Raw genomic sequence first — 17,476 nt, forward strand, 5'->3', positions numbered from 1 at the left:
ATCGCTATTCGTTTCCGATGGACCCGAAATCGCCGCACGGTGTTATTGCGGCATGGAAACGAAAACGCTCCCCCGGCAGGCGATCCTGGTCGTCAACGCCCATAGCCGACGCGGCCAGGACAATTTCAATCAGGCAAGGGAAAAGCTCGAAGCCGCCGGCGTCGAGCTGATCGCTGCCCATGCGGTCGATGACCCCGAACAGATGGCCGCAACCGTCCGCCAGGCGGTGGAAAGCGGCGCGCCGATGGTCATCGTCGGCGGCGGCGATGGCTCCATGTCGGGCACGGTCGACGAACTGGTCGGCAAGGATTGCGTCTTCGGCGTGCTGCCGCTCGGCACCGCCAACAGCTTCGCCCGCACATTGGGCCTGCCGCTCGACCTCGATGGCGCGGTCCGCGCCATCGCCACCGGCCAGCGCCGCCGCGTGGACCTCGGCATGATCGATCGCGACTATTTCGTGAATGCCGCCTCATTGGGCCTGTCGCCGATGATCGGCCAGACCGTGCCGCACAAGCTCAAACGCTATCTCGGCCGCATCGGCTATCTCATCTGGGCGGTCAAATGCTCGGTCGGCTTCCGCGCCTTCCGCCTGACCATCGACGATGGCGTGAAGGAACGGCGCCTGTGGTCGACAGAAGTGCGTATCCTCAACGGCCCCTATCACGGCGGGGTCGAGCTATCGGACCATGCTGCCGTCGATACCGGCGAGATCGTGATCCAGGCCGTCGTCGGCCGCTCCAAGCCGCGCCTCGCCTGGGACTGGTATGCCAAATTCGTGAAGCTGCGCGACCGCAATGCCCATACGGAGGAATTTCACGGCCGCCAGTTCAAGCTCGCCTGCCACCCGCCACAGAAGATATCGATCGACGGCGAAGTTCTGGCAAAAACCCCGGTCACGGTAAAGATCGCGCCGGGCGCGGTCGATGTAGCGGTGCCACGCGACTAGGTGGCGAGGACAAGTCTAAATTGTCGTGAAACGATCAGGAGCGGACGTTCCTCCCCGGAACGGGGAGGTGGCAGCGCGAAGCGCTGACGGAGGGGCAGGTGCCTCTTAGCGCTGCGCTATCCGGCCTGTGCCCCTCCACCACTCGCTACGCGAGCGGTCCCCCTCCCCGTGCCGGGGAGGAATGTCTTGTGCCCACCCATCTCAACCATTCAGCGGGCGCCGAAACAGCCCCCGCCGCTCGGCCGATCTCAGGCGGCCAGGCGCAGGAAGGGCACCGGTTCGGTCGAGCGCAGCAGGATCGGCTTGCCTTCCGACGCGCGGAAGATTTCGCCGTCCAGGATCACGCTGCTCTGCGCACCCTCGATGCGGATCGTGTCGCCCTGCTCCAGATGGATTCCCTGCATCTGCTGCTTGCCCATCCGGCGGAAGACGCTGGCCCACACCAGGCGCAGCAGCGCCGACACGCTCTGGTCGACCGCCATCAGCTTCATGTTGCCACGGCGGCTGTCACCCGGATCGACGCCCAGCAGCAGCCGCTCCAGCGTGGTCACGATCAGGACCGAGAAGCGCCCCGCCAACTGCCCCTCGCGCATCAGCGAGATGCTGACCGGGTGGCTGGATTGTGGCAGGAATCGGGCACGAATGCCGAACACCAGCGACGCCAGCACGGCGAGCGCGGTCAGGAAATGGCTGAACCCGTTAGACAGGCCCAGCGGATAGATCTTGTCCCGGCAATAGAGGATATAGTCGGCCAGGCCCGCACCGCCCAGGAACATGCCCAGCACCGGACGGGTCGTCTGCCCGTCGGTCAGCGCGATCAGCTCGCGCTGCACGACATGGTCGCCCAGCCCCGACTTGGCGATCTCGACAATGCGCTCCAGCGCCTTGATCGGGTCGCCATGGATGCCCAAGTCCAGCGCGATCAGATTGGTCTTGCCATTGGGCAGCACCGCGATCGGCGGCACCCGACCGCAGAAATGCTCGCCCTGATAGAGTTCGGTCAGCGCCGCCTGCACCGTCCCGTCGCCGCCATTGATGACGATGACGGCCGGATCGACCCGCGCAATCGTCTGCAGCGCGCGGCCGATCTGGTCGACATGCTCGACCTCATAATGGAAGATGTCCGGGTTGTTGGCACAAAAACTGCGCACGCGCGGCAAGGTCTGCCGGTTGCCCGTGGACTTGGGATTGGACAGGAGCGCGACGCGAACCATGACGACCTTACATATATTTGAGGTTGATGGTGATCCGGGTCACGCCCGGTCCAGCATAGAAGGCGGCCTTGTCGACCGACGGCTTGCCCAGATTGAAGATGTTGATCGACGGATTGTTCGAAAAACCGCCGCCATCCCGCGAAATGTCCGTCTTGCCATTGCCGTCCCGGTCGTGCCGCACGGCGATGCCATATTTGCCCGGCTCCGGGATCGGCATGCAGAATCGCATGCCGCCTTCGGACGGGCGGACCACGGTGTCGATCCGGTTCAGCCATTCGCCCTTGGTCAGCCAGCTCGCCTTGGTGGCGTGATAGGACTGCATGCGCACGCGGCCGGTCGCCTCGGCAAAGCCGCGCACATCGACCAGCACCGCCGGCCCCTTGGCCGACGCGGCGCAACGGGACAGATCGTTCGTGATTTCCTGACCATGGGCCAAGGCAGGCGTTGCGGCCAACAGAACCGCCACCGGCATCAGACCCATTGCAACTTTCAACATGACCATCAGACTCCTGGAAGCTATAGCCGCCCGATGTGATCGGACGGCGAGCCCCTGTTCGCCCCGCGACTCTTTTATTAGCTGACTCGCATATGGGCGGGGTTTGCGGCCAAAACATGGTGATGGGACGACGACATAGAGAAATGCTGACTGCCATCGACCGATATCTCGCCCGCCTGATCGCGCTGCCATTGCTTGGCACCCTGGTGATCGCCGCGATGCTGCTGGTGCTCGACAAGATGTTGAGCCTGTTCGATTTTGTCGCGGCCGAAGGCGGCCCCGTCAGCGTCGTGTGGCGCATGCTCGCCAACATGCTGCCCGAATATCTCTCGCTCGGCATTCCGATCGGGCTGATGCTCGGCATCCTGCTCGCCTTCCGCAAGCTTGCCACCTCGTCCGAACTCGACGTGATGCGCGCCGTCGGCCTCTCCTATGGCCGGCTGCTGCGCGTCCCCTACATGTTCGCCTTCGCCCTCGCCCTGCTCAACCTCGGCATTGTCGGCTGGGTCCAGCCCTTGTCCCGCCACGCCTATGAGGCATTGCGCTTCGAACTGCGCTCGGGCGCGCTGGGCGCGTCGATCAAGGTCGGCGAGTTCACCAGCCTGGGCAAGCGCATGACCCTGCGGATCGAACGCAGCCTGGACGAAGGACGCAACCTGCGCGGCATCTTCGTCCGCGCCGTCGGCAAGGATGGCCAGTCGGTCGCGGTCACGGCTGCCCAGGGCGCCTTCCTCGCCACCGACGATCCCGACACCATCATCTTCCGCCTGCGCGACGGCGTGCTGGTGAACGATGCACCCAAATACAAGACACCGCGCATCCTCTCCTTCTCCAGCCACGATCTGCCGATCGACCTGCCGCAGATCGAGAATTTCCGCGGCCGCGACGTCGACCGGGAAAAGACCCTGCCCGAACTCTTCTCGATGGGGCGTGATCCCGCCACGCCGACCAAGCTGCGCAACGAGGTCCGCTCCAACTTCCATTTCCGCATGGTCGAAGTGGTGATGATGATGCTGCTGCCGATGGCCGCGCTCGCCTTCGCGATCCCGCCCAAGCGCTCGACCTCGGCGCTCGGCGTGTTCCTCTCGATCGTCTTCATCGTCACCTATCACAAGATCAACCAATATGGCGAAAGCATCGGCTCGCTGGGCAAGATCGATCCGATCATCGCGCTATGGGGGCCGTTCCTGCTGGCGTCCGGGCTGATCTTCTGGATGTATCATGTCATCGCCCACCGCCCCGGCGGACAGCCGATCGCGGCGCTGGAATATGCCTTCGCCAAGCTCGGCAAGCAGATCGGCCGCCTGCTGCGCTTCGTGACGCGGCGTGGCGAGCCGGCGCAAGGAGCAGCCTGACCCCATGCAGTTCGATTTCTTCCCCTCGCGCCAGGTCAGCTGGTACATGGTGCGGCTGTTCCTGACCCGCACCCTTGCCGTGCTAGCGATGCTGGTGGTCGTGCTGCAGATGCTCGACCTGCTCGGCAATTCGGGCGACATCCTCGCCTATCCGGGCAATGGCGATGCGCAGCTCTGGCATTATGTCGGCCTGCGCGCGCCCCAGATCGTCGCCCGCTTCCTGCCCTTCTCGGTGCTGCTCGGCACCCTCATCATGCTGGCGACGCTCAACCAGAATAGCGAGATCATCGCGATGAAGGCGGCGGGCCTCTCCGCCCAGCAGATCCTCGCCCCGCTGATCGCCGCCGCACTCGGCGTCTCGGTCCTCAGCTACGCCTTCAACGAACGGATCGTCGCCCGCTCGACCGCGATGCTCAGCGCCTGGCAGGCGGTCGACTTCGGCCCGGTGCCCGCGGACAGCGGCATCAAGACCAATCCCTGGGTGCGTGACGGCAATAATCTCGTCACCGCGGCAATCGTCGCGGGCCATGGCCAGGACGTGCAGCTGCGCAAGGTCGAGATCTTCAACCGCATCAACAACAGCCTCACCACCATCATTACCGCGCCCAAGGGCCATTATGACGCCGCCAGCAAGAGCTGGGTGCTGGAAGGCGCGCGCCAGTTCGACGTCGCCCGCGGCACGCTCCAGAATGTCGGCACCGTGCGCTTCGGCAGCGACATCCGTCCCGACCAGTTCACCTTGGCCAAGGTCGATCCCGACGCCCTGACCTTCAGCGAGTTGCAGGCGGCGATCGGCGACCTGCACGATGCCGGGCGGCCGACCGCAGAACTGGAAGGCAGCCTGTGGCACAAGCTGTCCGGGCCGCTCTCGGCCGTGCTGATGCCGATCCTCGGCTCCGTCGCCGCCTTCGGCCTCGCCCGCTCGGGCCAGCTCTTCCTGCGCGCGGTGATGGGCATGGCGCTGGGCTTCGCCTATTTCGTCGCCGACAATTTCTCGCTCGCCATGGGCAATCTGGGCGCCTACCCCCCCATTCTCGCCGCCTGGGCGCCCTTCCTCCTCTTCCTGCTGCTCGGCGAGACGGTGCTGTTCAGAACCGAGGAATAAGCGTGGTTAAGGGCTGGCAAATCCCGTCATGCCAGCGAAGGCTGGCATCTCAGGCATGCGCACGCCACGTCAACGAATAGCGAGACGGCCGGCCTTCCTTCTACCGCCGCCTTGAGTTCACGGAACAAGTGCAACAACTGTTAGAATGTTGCCGCGATGGGAGAAAATCATGGCCACTTCAGCCTTGAAGAGCGGATCGAGATTTACCGGCTGCATGCAGCCGGTAAATCTCGAAAAAGCATAGCGACACGCCCAGGACGGTCAGCGTTCACGATCAGTCACGAACCGCGGCGCAACAGCGCCAAGACAAAGGCGCGGCCTGACGGCTACGAGCCAGTGCGTGCCCATCATCTTGCCGAGCGCCGACGGCGATGAGATTACCGCTTCAAGCTGGGGGAATAGCAGGCCCTCGCTGATATGTTATGAAGCTGACCTATGAGCCAGCGCTGCTGCAATTCAACAACCCATTTTGCGATACCGCCTGAGCAGAAAATCAAGATCGAGCAAAGCCTCTATACCTTCACTGGCATTGACCGACCTAAACCGCACTCAGCATTTGTTGACTATTATCTTGCCGTGCCAGTTTATTGTACACAGTCAGTCGCATTCCGTTATTACCCTTGGTTCGGCGCAGAACACCCCTTACCTGATCCGTCGGATGATCCCATCTGGCGACATAACGCTCATGGGCATTGCCTCGCGGCAGGGCATCGATCCGACCTCTCGGTCTGAATCGCCGTAGCAATGCGTCCACCAATTCTATCACGCTGGCAGCGCATTGATCGATAAGGAAGCGTTGCAGCAACGTCTGCCTTCTAGGCCGGATCGCCATTCAGGATTCACAAACGGCGTGATGTCTGATTCATGTGGCTCCGTGTTGAGGCGCGGAGCGGATGGATGGGGATCAAGCGGTATGAGCTAACCGAGGCGCAGTGGGCGAGGATAGCCCTTTTGCTGCCCGGTAAGGCCGGCGATCCGGGCCGAACGGGATCGGATAACCGATTGTTCGTGAACGGATGTTTGTGGATTTTACGCTCAGGCGCACACTGGTGCGATCTGCCGGAACGCTACACCCGTTGGAAGACAGTTCATCGGCGTTTCAGCCGGTGGTGCCATGCTGGTGTATGGGAGCGAGCAGGGCCCGGAGTGTTCTGGCGGTGGTTGTAGCCTTGCGGTCTTTCATTTTGACGACGAGCGTCAGGCAGGATTGCCGCTCATGGGCGACTAGGATGGCTTGTCCATAGGTTGCAAAGAGCATGGCGTCGGCTTCCCAATGGCCTGGCGTGCATCGGTCGTCGGCCTCGCCGGGGCGCTCGCAGAGCGGTTTTCTGCCAGTAATGAAGTTTGCCGGCGAGCCGCCCGGCTTTCGGCGCCAGCCGCGTTTGGACTTGCCGCGCGCAAGGTAGAGGCGCCAGCTGAAGTCCTGGGTTCGCCGTATCTGGGCATAGACGAAGCGATAGATGCGCTCATGACTGACGACGGCGTGACGGGCATCATGTGTCATGCGCCCGACGATCTGTTCGGGTGATCATCCCCGCCGCCATTCGGTCGAGCACGGCTTCGCGTAGCGCGTGATCGCGCTCAAGCCGGGAGCCCGACCACCGTCGTGCCGCTGCCCGTTCCTGCGCATGGACGGGGCGATAGCCGATCGTGTGGCCGCTGTTGTGCTTCAGTTCCCGAGAGATCGTCGATGCCGAGCGATCCAGAGCTGCAGCGATTTGCCGGATCGATTGCCCGTCTTCATGAAGACGGGCAATCGAACACCGTTCCTCAAGCGTAAGCTGGTAATATCCTGACATGGCAACACCTGTCTGCGGTGTTGCACTTCGCTTGTGAACTCAGGGGATCCATTCGGCACTACGCCCGAGAGCGAGCGCAGAATGGATCCCGGATCAAGTCCGGGATGACGAAGATGGAGAGGCCAGCATTTGCGCGTCAGCCGTCAAAACCCGACATCGTCAGGCAAGCGCAGCAAAGCCCTGTCCGTCTCGCCTAATCTCTGATCTACCCTGAGCGAAGCACCAGCACCGCCCCCTTCTCTCGCCCCGGCCGGAGCCCGCCACGGTCGGTGCCCCATGTGTCACCTCCCTGTCGCGTCGGCATGACCCAACCGGCGCGTCGGCCCGACGCTGTCCTGACCCAGTTGACGCGCGACTGGCGCGCCATGGGCGCGTGGCGAGCGCGTATCCAGTGCAAACAGCCCGAAATGCCACACGACACTGTGAACTTCGCCCCTGTCGCGTCGGCATGCCCCTTGCCGATCCCGCTTTATCGGCAATAACCTTCCTCGCCCGGCTTCACGATCAGGCAGTCCTGCTTGTCGGCGAGATATTTGAAGCCCGTCTCCGCCCCCGTGCCGGGCCGGATGGCGAGATCGCGGCCATCGCGCACGAAACGGATCGTCGCGCCATCGGCCAGGCCGCTATAGGTCGCCTCCCGGTCGAGATTATCCTTGTTGGCCAGCGCATAATGGCCCGGCTTGCCGTCGGGTGCGGGCTGGATGTCGAGGAACAGCCCTTCCGGCCCGGTCCAGCGCCCGACCCATTCGTCGGTAGGCAGCGCCGCACCTACATTGTCCGGGGCCGCGACAGAGTCCGTATCCTCGATCGCCTCGGCATGGGCCGGCACGCTCGCATTGTTCGCCACCGCTTCATTGTCCACGCCCTTGGCGCAGCCACCCAGCAGCAATAGCGCGCCCAGACCGGGCAGGATCAGGCGAAGGGCGGACGTGGTGGCGGGCTGTCGGATCATCCATGGTCTCCTTGCTGTCATGACGACAATATGCGGGGGAAACGGGCGAACCGGCCGGATCGATCCGCAATCGGGTCGAACGGCGCTTGCCAGCGCCCGTCATTTCCGCACAATGAGCGGCAACAATATAGCATGTTCGGGACGCCGGGTCGTCCCATGCCGGGGGGCAAGTGAGAGCGAAATTCGTACGGGAGTCCGCCGATGTCCGGCGGCAGGCACTGATCGACGCAACGGCAAAATGTCTGGCGGAAAAGGGCGTGGCAGGCACCTCTGTCCGCGCCATCTGCGCCGCCGCGGGCGTGTCGTCCGGGCTGCTGACCCATTATTTCGAGGGTGTCGATGCGCTGATCCTGGCCACTTATCGCGATGTCGGGCAGCGCGTGTCCCAGGCCATGGACGATGCGATCATGGGCGCGGGCGATGATCCGCTGGACCGGCTGCGTGCCTTTCTCCAGGCCAATTTCCGTGAGCCCGTGCTGGACGCCGACCTGCTCGCCACCTGGATCGCCTTCTGGAGCCTGATCAAGTCCAACGCCGATGTCGCGGCCGCCCATGCCGACATCTATGCCGCATCGCGCGCGCAGCTGGAGGGGCTGGTCGCCGCCGCCGCGCCGGCCTTCTCCGCCGCGCAGGTACGGCTCAAGGCCATCGGCCTCACCGCGCTGGTCGACGGGCTGTGGCTGGAATATTGCCTGGATCCCACCAGTTTCAGCGCGGCGGAGGCGCAGCAGCTGGTCGAACGGGCCATGGGTCATGCCCTGCGGGATCAATGAGCTGTTCGATTAATCGGATAGTGTGTGATCGCTTTTATCTATCAACATGTCCGAGAAAACCAATTTCCCCCGAATCATCCGCTTCCCTAAACAGGCTTCGCAACAGCAACCCTAATCAAGGAACTGGATAGCCCATGGCTCTCATCAACACCCCCCTGCAGCCTTTCAAGGCAACCGCTTTCAAGGAAGGCAAGTTCGTCGACGTCACCGATGCCGACGTCAAGGGCAAGTGGGCCGTCTTCTTCTTCTACCCGGCCGACTTCACCTTCGTCTGCCCGACCGAGCTGGAAGACCTGGCCGACATCTACCCCACCCTGCAGGGCATGGGCGTGGAAGTTTACTCGGTGTCGACCGACACCCACTTCTGCCACAAGGCCTGGCACGACACCTCGCCGGCCATCGGCAAGATCAACTATTACATGCTGGGTGACCAGAACCACGACATCTCGAACCAGTTCGGCGTGCTGCGCGAAGGCGTTGGCCTGGCCGACCGCGGCACCTTCGTGCTCGATCCCGAAGGCGTGATCCAGCTGGTCGAAATCACCCCCGAGGGCGTGGGTCGCAACGCGGCCGAACTGCTGCGCAAGATCAAGGCGCTGCAGTACTGGACCAGCCATCCGGGCGAAGTCTGCCCCGCCAAGTGGGAAGAAGGCGCGGAAACCCTCGCCCCCTCGCTCGACCTCGTCGGCAAGATCTAAGCATCTTTAGGTGCTGAAAGGCCGCCGGGTTCGCCCAGATTGAGGGGACCCGGCGGACCTTCAAAAAGCTTTCTACAGACTTATCTCTATTTCAACGGGGCTTTTGGGTCGCACCAATTCCCCGGACGGGCCGTCGCGTCCTCCCGATCGGGACGGCCCGCCATTTTTTCCCACGGAGCCAGACAGACATGTTGGACGCAAATCTCAAGGGGCAGTTGAAAGCCTATCTGGCGAACATCACCCAGCCGATCGAGCTGGTGGCTTCGCTGGATGAAAGCGCGAAGTCGCGCGAAATGAACGAATTGCTGACCGAAATCGCCGAGCTTTCGGACAAGGTCAGCCTTGCCACCGGTTCGGACAAGCGCAAGCCCAGCTTCATGATCCGCCGCGTCGGCACCGATATCGGCGTCACCTTCGCCGGCCTGCCGATGGGCCATGAATTCACCTCGCTCGTGCTCGCCCTGCTGCAGGTCGGCGGTCATCCGTCCAAGGCCGCGCAGGATCTGATCCAGCAGGTGAAGGATCTGGACGGCGACTATGCGTTCGAAACCTATTTCTCGCTGTCGTGCCAGAACTGCCCCGACGTGGTGCAGGCGCTGAACCTGATGAGCGTCTTGAACCCCCGGATCAGCCATGTCGCGATCGACGGCGGCCTGTTCAAGGATGAGGTCGACGCCCGCAAGGTCATGGCCGTGCCCACCATCTTCCTCAACGGCGAACCCTTCGGCCAGGGCCGGATGGAGCTGGAGCAGATCGTCGCCAAGATCGACAGCGGCGCCGAGGCGAAGGCGGCGGAGAAGATTCGCAAGCAGGATCCCTTCGAGGTGCTGGTGGTCGGCGGCGGCCCCGCTGGCGCGGCTGCGGCCATCTATTCGGCACGCAAAGGCATTCGCACCGGCGTGGCGGCGGAACGCTTCGGCGGTCAGGTGCTCGACACCATGGACATCGAGAATTTCATCTCGGTCAGCCGCACCGAAGGCCCCAAGCTCGCCTCGGCGCTGGAGGCGCACGTCAAGGATTATGACGTCGAGATCATGAACCTGCAGAAGGCGGCGAAGCTGATCCCGGCCAAGACCGAAGGCGGCTATCATGAGGTCGTGCTGGAAAATGGCGCGTCGCTGAAGGGCCGCACCATCATCCTGTCGACCGGCGCCCGCTGGCGCCAGATGGGCGTGCCCGGCGAAGACGAATATCGCAACAAGGGCGTGGCTTACTGCCCGCACTGCGATGGTCCGCTGTTCAAGGGCAAGCGCGTGGCGGTGATCGGCGGCGGCAATAGCGGCGTCGAAGCGGCGATCGACCTGGCCGGCATCGTCGCCCATGTCACCCTGATCGAGTTTGACAGCCAGCTGCGCGCCGACGCGGTGCTGCAGCGCAAGCTCGCCAGCCTGCCCAACGTCAAGATCATCACCTCGGCCCTGACCACCAGGGTGAACGGCAATGGCGAGCGGGTGAGTGGCCTCAGCTACAAGGACCGCAACAGCGGCACCGAGCATGATGTCGAGCTGGAAGGCATTTTCGTCCAGATCGGCCTGGTCCCGAACACCGAATGGCTCAAGGACACGATCGCCCTCTCGCCCCGTGGCGAGATCGAGATCGACGCGCGCGGCGAAACCAGCCAGCCCGGCATCTTCGCTGCCGGCGACTGCACCACCGTGCCCTACAAGCAGATCGTCATCGCGATGGGGGCAGGGTCAACCGCAGCCCTGTCGGCCTTCGACTATCTGATCCGCCTGCCCACTGCCGAGGAAGCGGCCGAGGCAGCCTGAAAAATGCCCGCCTGAACCAGTTCCCCCCTTCTGGTTTTCAGGCCAGCGAAGGCCGGTCCGTTCCCCTGACGGACCGGCCTTTTTCCTATTCTCTCGTCCGAAATGCGCGACCGCTCAGCTTTCGATCAGGTCGAGATAAGCGACGACATCATTGTCGGTGGCGAGGAACAGACCGTCCTGCACGTCCTGCGGCTGCTGCTCGGCGACGCGCAGGGCTTCGCTCAGGGGGCCGTACAGGATCGTCATCGCCGCACCGTCGTCGCCCAGATGATAGAGGCGGACGGTCGCGCTGTCATAGGTGGTGCGCATCGCCCTTCCCTATCAGATCGGCGCGGCAAAGTCAGCGCCGGTCCTTCACCTTCATGCTCGGGGCAAGCTGGTTCTGGCCGATACGGACGACATCGTCGGTAAAATTGGCGACGAAGGTCGAGCCGCGCGCAAGGCCCGGCACGAAGCCGGCCTTGTTCCCTTCGATCACCAGGGCGCTGCTGTCCTGCTCGCGGCCCTCTGGCGCAATGGTGATGAAGGCCGACCAATTATCCTTGTCCTTGCCCTGCACCATGTCGTTGCCGACGATCTGGCCACTGGCGCCGTTACTGAGGTCGATCATGTAATTGGTGAGATGGCCGCCGCTGTCGTCAAAGCTGTTGTCGCGGATATCGACCTGCGCGGCGCGGCTCTTGAGATAATGGCCGCCATCGCCCTGGTCGAAGCGCGAACGGGTGACGCTAAGGCGCGCGACCCGGCCGATATAGATGCCATGGGCGCAGTCGAGATCGCGGTCGCACCGGCCCAGATGGCGGAAAGTCGACTTGTCGATCTGGACCGTGGCACCGCGATCCTCGCCGGTCAGAATGCCTTCCTCGCTGTTGCGGAACAGGCTGTTGCTGACGGAAAGATTGCCTTTTTCGAGGCGGATGCCCGATCCATTGCCGTCAGGCACGCGCAGATTCTGGAAGATCAGGCCGTCGACCATGGTGGTGCGGCCGCGCAGCACCAGAGCTGCCTTTTCCTCACAAACCACCCCGTCGAAAATCGCACTGCCCGGCGTTGCCGCCTTGATCGTCACCTCGCCGCCATTCTGCACGGCGCATTGGCGATAGGTGCCCGGCGCGACGATGATCGTGCCCTTGCCATCGCCGATCGCGCCGATCGCATCGGCAAGCGAGACAAAGCCCCGGCCATTTTCGGCAAGGGTGAACGGGGCCGGCGCACTCTGGGCAAAGGCCGACGCGGTGATGGCTGCGGACACCAGCAGCAGGGTCAAGAAGATGCGCATGGCATCAAGGCTAGGCGCCGACCGCATCATAGCCAAGCCCCATAGTAAACCTGAAAGCACATGCCCCACTTTGGGGCAGGATTATTGCCAAGACGTTTACAGGGGTCCGGCGCCCCGAAAAGGCCGTTCGCCTTTCACCTGACCGTCGGCGAAGCGGCAGACCGCAACGCAATGACATCCTGATCGAACGCACCGCACGCCCGCCCGTCGCTTCCGCTTGCAGAACAGGAGATTGAGGCCGGCATATCTGACCGATTGGCTGCCGTGATCGCTGTGGTGGACAAGTCCCCCAAGGCAATATGAACCGCCTTGTTGCGGACCATGCCCTAATCGCGGACCTTACCCCGGATCGCATCGAAGAAAGCCAGCGGATCAGCTGGGTCCAGCGGGCGCTGTTGCCAGATTGAGACTTCCTCCAGCACCGCGTTGGTGATCGTGCTGATCAGGTCGAGGGATGCGTCGATCCCGTACAGTTCACGCAGATGACCGGTGATCTCTCTCGTACTCATTCCAGGCGCGTACATCGATATGATCTTGTCATCGAAGCCAGGGAAACAGCGCTGGCATTTAGCAATCAGCTGCGGGGCGAAACTGCCCGTCCGATCGCGTGCTACTTCCATCTCGATCCGCCGCCCGTCAGTCGTCACTGTCTTGCGGCAATAGCCGTTTGGGGTGTTGCCCCTTTGTTCGTCCTGGCCAAGATGGTGATCCATCTCCGCATTGAGCGCCCGTTCGGCAAACGCCTTCTTCTGGGAATCGAGCCGGCCGCCTTGGCTTAGCGCAGCCGCGGCATCAGTGTCAGCTAGGCCGGATCGCCATTCAGGATTCACAAACGGCGTGATGTCTGATTCATGTGGCTCCGTGTTGAGGCGCGGAGCGGATGGATGGGGATCAAGCGATATGAGCTAACCGAGGCGCAGTGGGCGAGGATAGCCCTTTTGCTGCCCGGTAAGGCCGGCGATCCGGGCCGAACGGGATCGGATAACCGATTGTTCGTGAACGGATGTTTGTGGATTTCACGCTCAGGCGCACACTGGTGCGATCTGCCGGAACGCTACACCCGTTGGAAGACAGTTCATCGGCGTTTCAGCCGGTGGTGCCATGCTGGTGTATGGGAGCGGGTGTTCGACACGCTGACCGCCGACCGCGACAAGCAGTATCTGATGATCGACAGTACCATCGTCCGCGCCCATCAACAGGCGGCGACCGGAAAAGGGGAGCAAGGACCAGGCGCTGGGGCGTTCCCGAGGTGGACTGACGGCCAAGATCCACATGCTGGCGGATACGCTTGGCCAGCCATTACGCTTTCGCATCACATCGGGGCAGGCCAGCGACGTCACCGCCGCTCCTGACCTTCTGGAATGCCAGAAGGCCGAGGCCGTACTCGCCGACAAAGCCTATGACAGCAATGGCTTACGTGGAAGGATCGCCGCCATGAAGGCCGAAGCGGTCATCCCCTCGAAGCGTAATCGCAAGACCTTCATTCCGCACGACACAGCCATCTACAAGCACCGCAACCGGATCGAGCGATGCTTTAGCCGCCTCAAGCATTTCCGCCGCTTCGCTACACGCTACGATCGCCGCACCGCCCACTTCACCGGATTCGTTCATATCGCCGCGGCTATGATCTGGCTGCCGTGAATGTCGATCCGCGCTAGAATGTCGTTTGGTATCGAGGGGTCTTTCAGTCGAAACATACTGGGTCTCCTTGTCACCCATTATGCCTCACCGCACACGAAATTTCTGACAGCCCCGCCGGTTGACGTGATTGAGTGAGCAAGGCGCAGCCTTGTTGCTGACCGTGGCGCGCACGGGCTTGCCACGGATTACCCCCTGTAAACGCAGATCGCGCATTAGCCGTTCGACGATGCATCGGGCGACGGCAAAGCCCTCGCGGTTGATCTGCCGCCAGACTTTGCGCACGCCGTGGACGCCGAAGTTCTCAGTAAAGACGCGCACCACCTCCGCCTTCAGATCCTGATCGCGCCGGGCTCAGATCGATAGCCGCTCCGGATCACGCCGTTGTACGACACGCTCGTGGTAGATGCACGGGACAATCGGTATCTGTCAGGATATGGCGCTTGCGCCCCTTGGTCTTCTTGTCCGCGTCATACCCCCGCGACCCGCCGCTTTCCGTGGCTTTGACGCTCTGGCTGTCGATCAGGCCAGCACTGGGTGAGCCCTGGCGGCCTGCAGCTTCGCGTCCGATCAGCAGCAGGGTATGGCTCGACGACAACCATAGTCTGTTGTCCAGCCAAAGATAGAACCAACGCCGCGCCGTCGAGACCGGCGGCAAACACGGCGGAAGCATCCGCCACGAGCTGCCGCCACGCAACAGATGCAGGATTGCCTCGACAATCCGCCTGAATGACCACTTGTGCGGCCGCCCTACATGCGAGGGCGGCGGAAAGAATGGCTCGAGCAGCGCCCATTCGGCATCGATCAAATCGCTTGGCCGCCAAGTCTGCACGCACATACTGCGTTTCAGTGGTATCGGCCCACATCGTTGATTTCCTTTAGTTTTTTGCAATACCGCTGAATCAACGACAGGATGCACTGTCAATATAACCCACTGATACGAATCAACTTAATTTCGGAGCAATCTCTGAGATCGAAACGATGGCCGCCCAGCGGGACGGATGATCCGCCTCGTGGCACTGCACCATCCGCACCGCCCGCGCCCAGCCTTCGGGCGAGCAGCCCGCCACGCTCGCGTCCGCGATCACATAGCCGCGCCCGTCCCCGCCCAGCCCGACCACGACGATGCCGCACGCATCGCCGCCCGCCGTCGCCGGCGGATCGACCGCCACCACCACCCGCGCCAGCACGCCCGGCACATGCCGCACCCGGCACGCCTCCAGCGCCGCGCGGGTCCACAGCGCCCCTTCCGCCTCCTCGATCAGTTCGCCATCCAGTTCCTGCCGCCCCAGCCGCGTGCCACCATAAAGCCGCGTCACATCATCGACAAAGCCCGCCGCCAGATGCGCTGCATTGTCCGCCGTCCGCCCCCGCGTCAGGACCACATCGGCGCCATCTCTCGCCACCAGCGCCCGCACGAGCGGCACCGGGCGCGGCGTCGTCGTCGCCACCACGCGCGGATCATGCCCCAGCCGCATCGCCATCATCATATTGTCCCAGGCCGCCTGCCCGCCCGGCCATTTGCCGATCTCGTCGGCCCAGCCATGGCTGAACTGCGGCCCGCGCAGGCTTTCGGGCTCGGCCGCGCCGAACAGCCGCGCCTGCGCGCCATTGGGCCAGGTCAGCGTGCGCAGCGCCGGGGCATAGGCCGGCCTTGCCCACCAGGGCGCCACCGCCAGCAGGCCGCTCGCCCCCTCCACCATCACGCTGCGCGCCTCGCCCAAAGTCGCACCGACCAGCGCGATCCGCGCCTCGGGATCGCCCTCGGCAATGGCGCGCACCCATTCCGCCCCGGCCCGCGTCTTGCCGAAACCGCGCCCCGCCATCATCAGCCAGATGCGCCAGTCGCCCGCCGGCGCCAGTTGCGCGGGCCGCGCCAGGAAATGCCAGTCCCGCCCCAGCCGCTCGGCCGCATCGTCGCTCAGCCAGCGCGCCAGCTCGGGCCAGGCCGCCGCCTGCTCGACCCAGTCGCAATCGGCCATCTGCATCCCCGCCCCCTCTCCCCAAACAGCGCGCAACAAAAAAGGCCGCCCGCAGGCGGCCTTCCCGAAAATCTCCGCGCCTCCGCGCCTCCGCGCGAACCAAATCCTATTTACGCGGCGCCATCCCGCCAAAGGTCACCAGGCTCTCGGCCCCGTCCTTGGCCACCGCCGCGACGCCGATGAAATGATCGTCGACCACGATATCTTTCAGCACCGTCTGCGTCGCGCCGGTCACGACCCGGCTGTCGCTCCAGTCCTGCTTGTCCGCGCGCCGCCAATAGACCTTGTAAGCCGTCGCCCCCGGCACCGCGTCCCAGAAGACCCGCGTATCCATCGACAGCGCGCCATCGAGCGACACCGTCGCCGGCGCCGCGGGCGCATCGGCCAGCCGCCGCAAGGTCGCAACATTGAGCGCCGTCACCTTCGCCAGATAGGGAAAGTCCATGCCATCGACCGTGTCGCCATAGACCCGGCCATTTTCGGTGCGCAGGTCCTGATGCTGCCGGTCATAATTTTCGATCCCCACCGAAAAGCGCACCGCCGGGAAGCCCAGGTCCAGGAAGGGCGAATGGTCGCCGCCGCGCCCGAACCGGTCGAACCGCCGCACCGCCAGCACCTCCAGCCCGATCTTCGGGTCCGCCTGCGCAATGCCGTCGATCGCCTTGGCCAGCGCCCGCGACGGGCCGTCATCCTCGCCGCCGATCGCCCGGCGCGTCAGGTTCGCCTTGGCGTCGTCGCCCGCGCGAATGCCTTCGGAGAACACCCGCACGCGATCCGCAACCACTTGCCCATTCTGGCCCACCGTGTTGCCGACAATATCATTGTTCAGCATCGCCCGCACATGCCAGCCGCGCGCCTTGGCCGTGCTGGCAAGCAGCTTGCCGCCCCACAATCCCTGCTCCTCGCCCGACAGCAGCGCATAGACGATCGTGCCGTTGAATTTCTGCCCGGCCAGCACCCGCGCCGCCTCGATCACCAGCGCCGTGCCCGACGCATTGTCATTGGCGCCCGGCGCATCGCTGGTGATGTTCATGACATCGGTCACGCGGCTGTCGATATGGCCCGCGACGATCACCACCTCGTTGGGATCACCGCTACCCTTCTGGATCGCCAGCACATCGACCACCTCGACGCCATCGGGCGCGCGCGGGCCCGTGAAGCGATCCGCCACCGTCTCGACGCTCAGACAGCCGCCACAGCCCTTGCCGATCTTCTCGAACTCGGCCTTGCCCCAGGCCCGCGCCGCACCGATCCCGCGCTTGGGGTCGGTCGCACTCGACAGCGTATGACGCGTGCCGAAACTGACCAGCTTCTCGACCGTCGCCTTCAACCGCGCCGCATCGGGCGCGGACGGCGCGGCGGGTGCCGCCAGCACTGGGGTTGCAAGGGCCGAAGCGGCGGCGAGCAGGATCAGTTTCTTCATCTGACCAGTCTCTTAGAGGCTTTTCCCATCAGGTAAAATCATCTGAT

The 17,476-nt window shown here is 63.7% G+C and carries 16 protein-coding genes and 4 pseudogenes; 8 read left to right on the plus strand and 12 right to left on the minus strand.

What is annotated here, in order from left to right:
- Positions 1–52 precede the first annotated feature (52 nt).
- Positions 53–946, plus strand: a complete 894-nt coding sequence (locus DIZ22_RS12330) for a YegS/Rv2252/BmrU family lipid kinase (protein WP_048938284.1) — start codon at positions 53–55, stop codon at positions 944–946.
- A gap of 248 nt (positions 947–1,194) precedes the next feature.
- Here the strand turns inward: DIZ22_RS12330 and DIZ22_RS12335 are convergent, their stop codons facing one another.
- Together DIZ22_RS12335 and DIZ22_RS12340 are read right to left on the minus strand one after the other, a co-directional pair.
- The gene (locus tag DIZ22_RS12335) at positions 1,195–2,160 is read right to left on the minus strand and encodes an acylglycerol kinase family protein (RefSeq protein ID WP_010337966.1); all 966 of its coding nucleotides are present in this window, start codon (positions 2,158–2,160) and stop codon (positions 1,195–1,197) included.
- A gap of 7 nt (positions 2,161–2,167) precedes the next feature.
- A complete protein-coding gene (locus DIZ22_RS12340) occupies positions 2,168–2,662 on the minus strand; it encodes a DUF2141 domain-containing protein (protein ID WP_010337967.1) in 495 nt (164 codons plus the stop codon).
- Between the two features lie 137 nt (positions 2,663–2,799).
- Between DIZ22_RS12340 and lptF the strand changes: the two genes are divergently transcribed.
- The 3 genes and pseudogenes from lptF to DIZ22_RS12360 all read left to right on the plus strand — a co-directional run.
- Positions 2,800–4,011 (plus strand): LPS export ABC transporter permease LptF, encoded by a 1,212-nt coding sequence (lptF, locus tag DIZ22_RS12345; protein ID WP_004211025.1) that lies wholly within the window; start codon positions 2,800–2,802, stop codon positions 4,009–4,011.
- A 4-nt stretch (positions 4,012–4,015) separates the two neighbouring features.
- The gene (gene lptG, locus DIZ22_RS12350; RefSeq protein WP_004211023.1) at positions 4,016–5,116 is read left to right on the plus strand and encodes an LPS export ABC transporter permease LptG; all 1,101 of its coding nucleotides are present in this window, start codon (positions 4,016–4,018) and stop codon (positions 5,114–5,116) included.
- A 903-nt stretch (positions 5,117–6,019) separates the two neighbouring features.
- Positions 6,020–6,250: pseudogene (locus DIZ22_RS12360) on the plus strand (transposase); the annotation flags it as partial.
- Here DIZ22_RS12360 and DIZ22_RS12365 read toward each other — a convergent pair.
- From DIZ22_RS12365 to DIZ22_RS12380, 3 genes are all read right to left on the minus strand, one after another.
- On the minus strand, positions 6,216–6,620 hold the full coding sequence (locus tag DIZ22_RS12365; protein WP_048938283.1) for a hypothetical protein: 405 nt from the start codon (positions 6,618–6,620) through the stop codon (positions 6,216–6,218). The pseudogene DIZ22_RS12360 and the gene DIZ22_RS12365 overlap by 35 nt on opposite strands.
- On the minus strand, positions 6,610–6,915 hold the full coding sequence (locus DIZ22_RS12370; protein ID WP_080993624.1) for a helix-turn-helix domain-containing protein: 306 nt from the start codon (positions 6,913–6,915) through the stop codon (positions 6,610–6,612). The genes DIZ22_RS12365 and DIZ22_RS12370 overlap by 11 nt, the downstream gene beginning before the upstream one ends.
- 469 nt (positions 6,916–7,384) lie before the next feature.
- Positions 7,385–7,867, minus strand: coding sequence for a hypothetical protein (locus tag DIZ22_RS12380; RefSeq protein ID WP_048938282.1), 483 nt, complete (start codon positions 7,865–7,867; stop codon positions 7,385–7,387).
- Between the two features lie 170 nt (positions 7,868–8,037).
- Here DIZ22_RS12380 and betI point away from each other — a divergent pair, with 170 nt between their 5' ends.
- The 3 genes from betI to ahpF all read left to right on the plus strand — a co-directional run bounded on the left by betI (position 8,038) and on the right by ahpF (position 11,107).
- Positions 8,038–8,640, plus strand: coding sequence for a transcriptional regulator BetI (gene betI, locus DIZ22_RS12385; protein ID WP_048938281.1), 603 nt, complete (start codon positions 8,038–8,040; stop codon positions 8,638–8,640).
- Positions 8,641–8,774: 134 nt separating this feature from the next.
- Positions 8,775–9,338 (plus strand): alkyl hydroperoxide reductase subunit C, encoded by a 564-nt coding sequence (gene ahpC, locus DIZ22_RS12390; RefSeq protein ID WP_004210655.1) that lies wholly within the window; start codon positions 8,775–8,777, stop codon positions 9,336–9,338.
- 188 nt (positions 9,339–9,526) lie between these two features.
- On the plus strand, positions 9,527–11,107 hold the full coding sequence (ahpF, locus tag DIZ22_RS12395; protein WP_048938280.1) for an alkyl hydroperoxide reductase subunit F: 1,581 nt from the start codon (positions 9,527–9,529) through the stop codon (positions 11,105–11,107).
- 114 nt (positions 11,108–11,221) lie between these two features.
- On the opposite strand, the gene DIZ22_RS12400 is transcribed toward ahpF, so the two are convergent.
- From DIZ22_RS12400 to DIZ22_RS12410, 3 genes and pseudogenes are all read right to left on the minus strand, one after another.
- A complete protein-coding gene (locus DIZ22_RS12400; protein WP_048938279.1) occupies positions 11,222–11,416 on the minus strand; it encodes a hypothetical protein in 195 nt (64 codons plus the stop codon).
- A gap of 31 nt (positions 11,417–11,447) precedes the next feature.
- Positions 11,448–12,386 (minus strand): right-handed parallel beta-helix repeat-containing protein, encoded by a 939-nt coding sequence (locus DIZ22_RS12405; RefSeq protein WP_048938345.1) that lies wholly within the window; start codon positions 12,384–12,386, stop codon positions 11,448–11,450.
- 329 nt (positions 12,387–12,715) lie between these two features.
- Positions 12,716–13,216, minus strand: a pseudogene (locus tag DIZ22_RS12410) (transposase); the annotation flags it as partial.
- Between the two features lie 60 nt (positions 13,217–13,276).
- Between DIZ22_RS12410 and DIZ22_RS12415 the strand changes: the two are divergent.
- A protein-coding gene (locus tag DIZ22_RS12415; RefSeq protein ID WP_199909712.1) for an IS5 family transposase occupies positions 13,277–14,027 on the plus strand; the annotation gives its coding sequence in 2 pieces (ribosomal slippage) (positions 13,277–13,602 and positions 13,601–14,027; 753 coding nt in all).
- A gap of 84 nt (positions 14,028–14,111) precedes the next feature.
- On the opposite strand, the gene DIZ22_RS12420 is transcribed toward DIZ22_RS12415, so the two are convergent.
- From DIZ22_RS12420 to DIZ22_RS12435, 4 genes and pseudogenes are all read right to left on the minus strand, one after another.
- Entirely contained in the window at positions 14,112–14,360 is a 249-nt protein-coding gene (locus DIZ22_RS12420) for an IS3 family transposase (RefSeq protein WP_080993623.1), read from the minus strand.
- Between the two features lie 85 nt (positions 14,361–14,445).
- A pseudogene (locus DIZ22_RS12425) lies at positions 14,446–14,890 on the minus strand (transposase); the annotation flags it as partial.
- Positions 14,891–15,055: 165 nt separating this feature from the next.
- A pseudogene (locus DIZ22_RS12430) lies at positions 15,056–16,012 on the minus strand (terminase family protein); the annotation flags it as partial.
- 100 nt (positions 16,013–16,112) lie between these two features.
- Positions 16,113–17,429, minus strand: coding sequence for a M28 family peptidase (locus DIZ22_RS12435; protein ID WP_048938277.1), 1,317 nt, complete (start codon positions 17,427–17,429; stop codon positions 16,113–16,115).
- Positions 17,430–17,476 lie beyond the last annotated feature (47 nt).

The organism is Sphingobium sp. LF-16 (assembly GCF_003711185.1).
Lineage (GTDB): Bacteria > Pseudomonadota > Alphaproteobacteria > Sphingomonadales > Sphingomonadaceae > Sphingobium > Sphingobium yanoikuyae_A.

Excerpts from the sequence above, each read along its gene's own strand:
- DIZ22_RS12330 (WP_048938284.1), top strand. The coding sequence starts at position 53 with ATGGAAACGAAAACGCTCCCCCGGCAGGCGATCCTGGTCGTCAACGCC.
- DIZ22_RS12335 (WP_010337966.1), bottom strand. The coding sequence starts at position 2,160 with ATGGTTCGCGTCGCGCTCCTGTCCAATCCCAAGTCCACGGGCAACCGG.
- DIZ22_RS12340 (WP_010337967.1), bottom strand. The coding sequence starts at position 2,662 with ATGGTCATGTTGAAAGTTGCAATGGGTCTGATGCCGGTGGCGGTTCTG.
- lptF (WP_004211025.1), top strand. The coding sequence starts at position 2,800 with ATGCTGACTGCCATCGACCGATATCTCGCCCGCCTGATCGCGCTGCCA.
- lptG (WP_004211023.1), top strand. The coding sequence starts at position 4,016 with ATGCAGTTCGATTTCTTCCCCTCGCGCCAGGTCAGCTGGTACATGGTG.
- DIZ22_RS12365 (WP_048938283.1), bottom strand. The coding sequence starts at position 6,620 with ATGACACATGATGCCCGTCACGCCGTCGTCAGTCATGAGCGCATCTAT.
- DIZ22_RS12370 (WP_080993624.1), bottom strand. The coding sequence starts at position 6,915 with ATGTCAGGATATTACCAGCTTACGCTTGAGGAACGGTGTTCGATTGCC.
- DIZ22_RS12380 (WP_048938282.1), bottom strand. The coding sequence starts at position 7,867 with ATGATCCGACAGCCCGCCACCACGTCCGCCCTTCGCCTGATCCTGCCC.
- ahpC (WP_004210655.1), top strand. The coding sequence starts at position 8,775 with ATGGCTCTCATCAACACCCCCCTGCAGCCTTTCAAGGCAACCGCTTTC.
- ahpF (WP_048938280.1), top strand. The coding sequence starts at position 9,527 with ATGTTGGACGCAAATCTCAAGGGGCAGTTGAAAGCCTATCTGGCGAAC.
- DIZ22_RS12400 (WP_048938279.1), bottom strand. The coding sequence starts at position 11,416 with ATGCGCACCACCTATGACAGCGCGACCGTCCGCCTCTATCATCTGGGC.
- DIZ22_RS12405 (WP_048938345.1), bottom strand. The coding sequence starts at position 12,386 with ATGCGCATCTTCTTGACCCTGCTGCTGGTGTCCGCAGCCATCACCGCG.
- DIZ22_RS12435 (WP_048938277.1), bottom strand. The coding sequence starts at position 17,429 with ATGAAGAAACTGATCCTGCTCGCCGCCGCTTCGGCCCTTGCAACCCCA.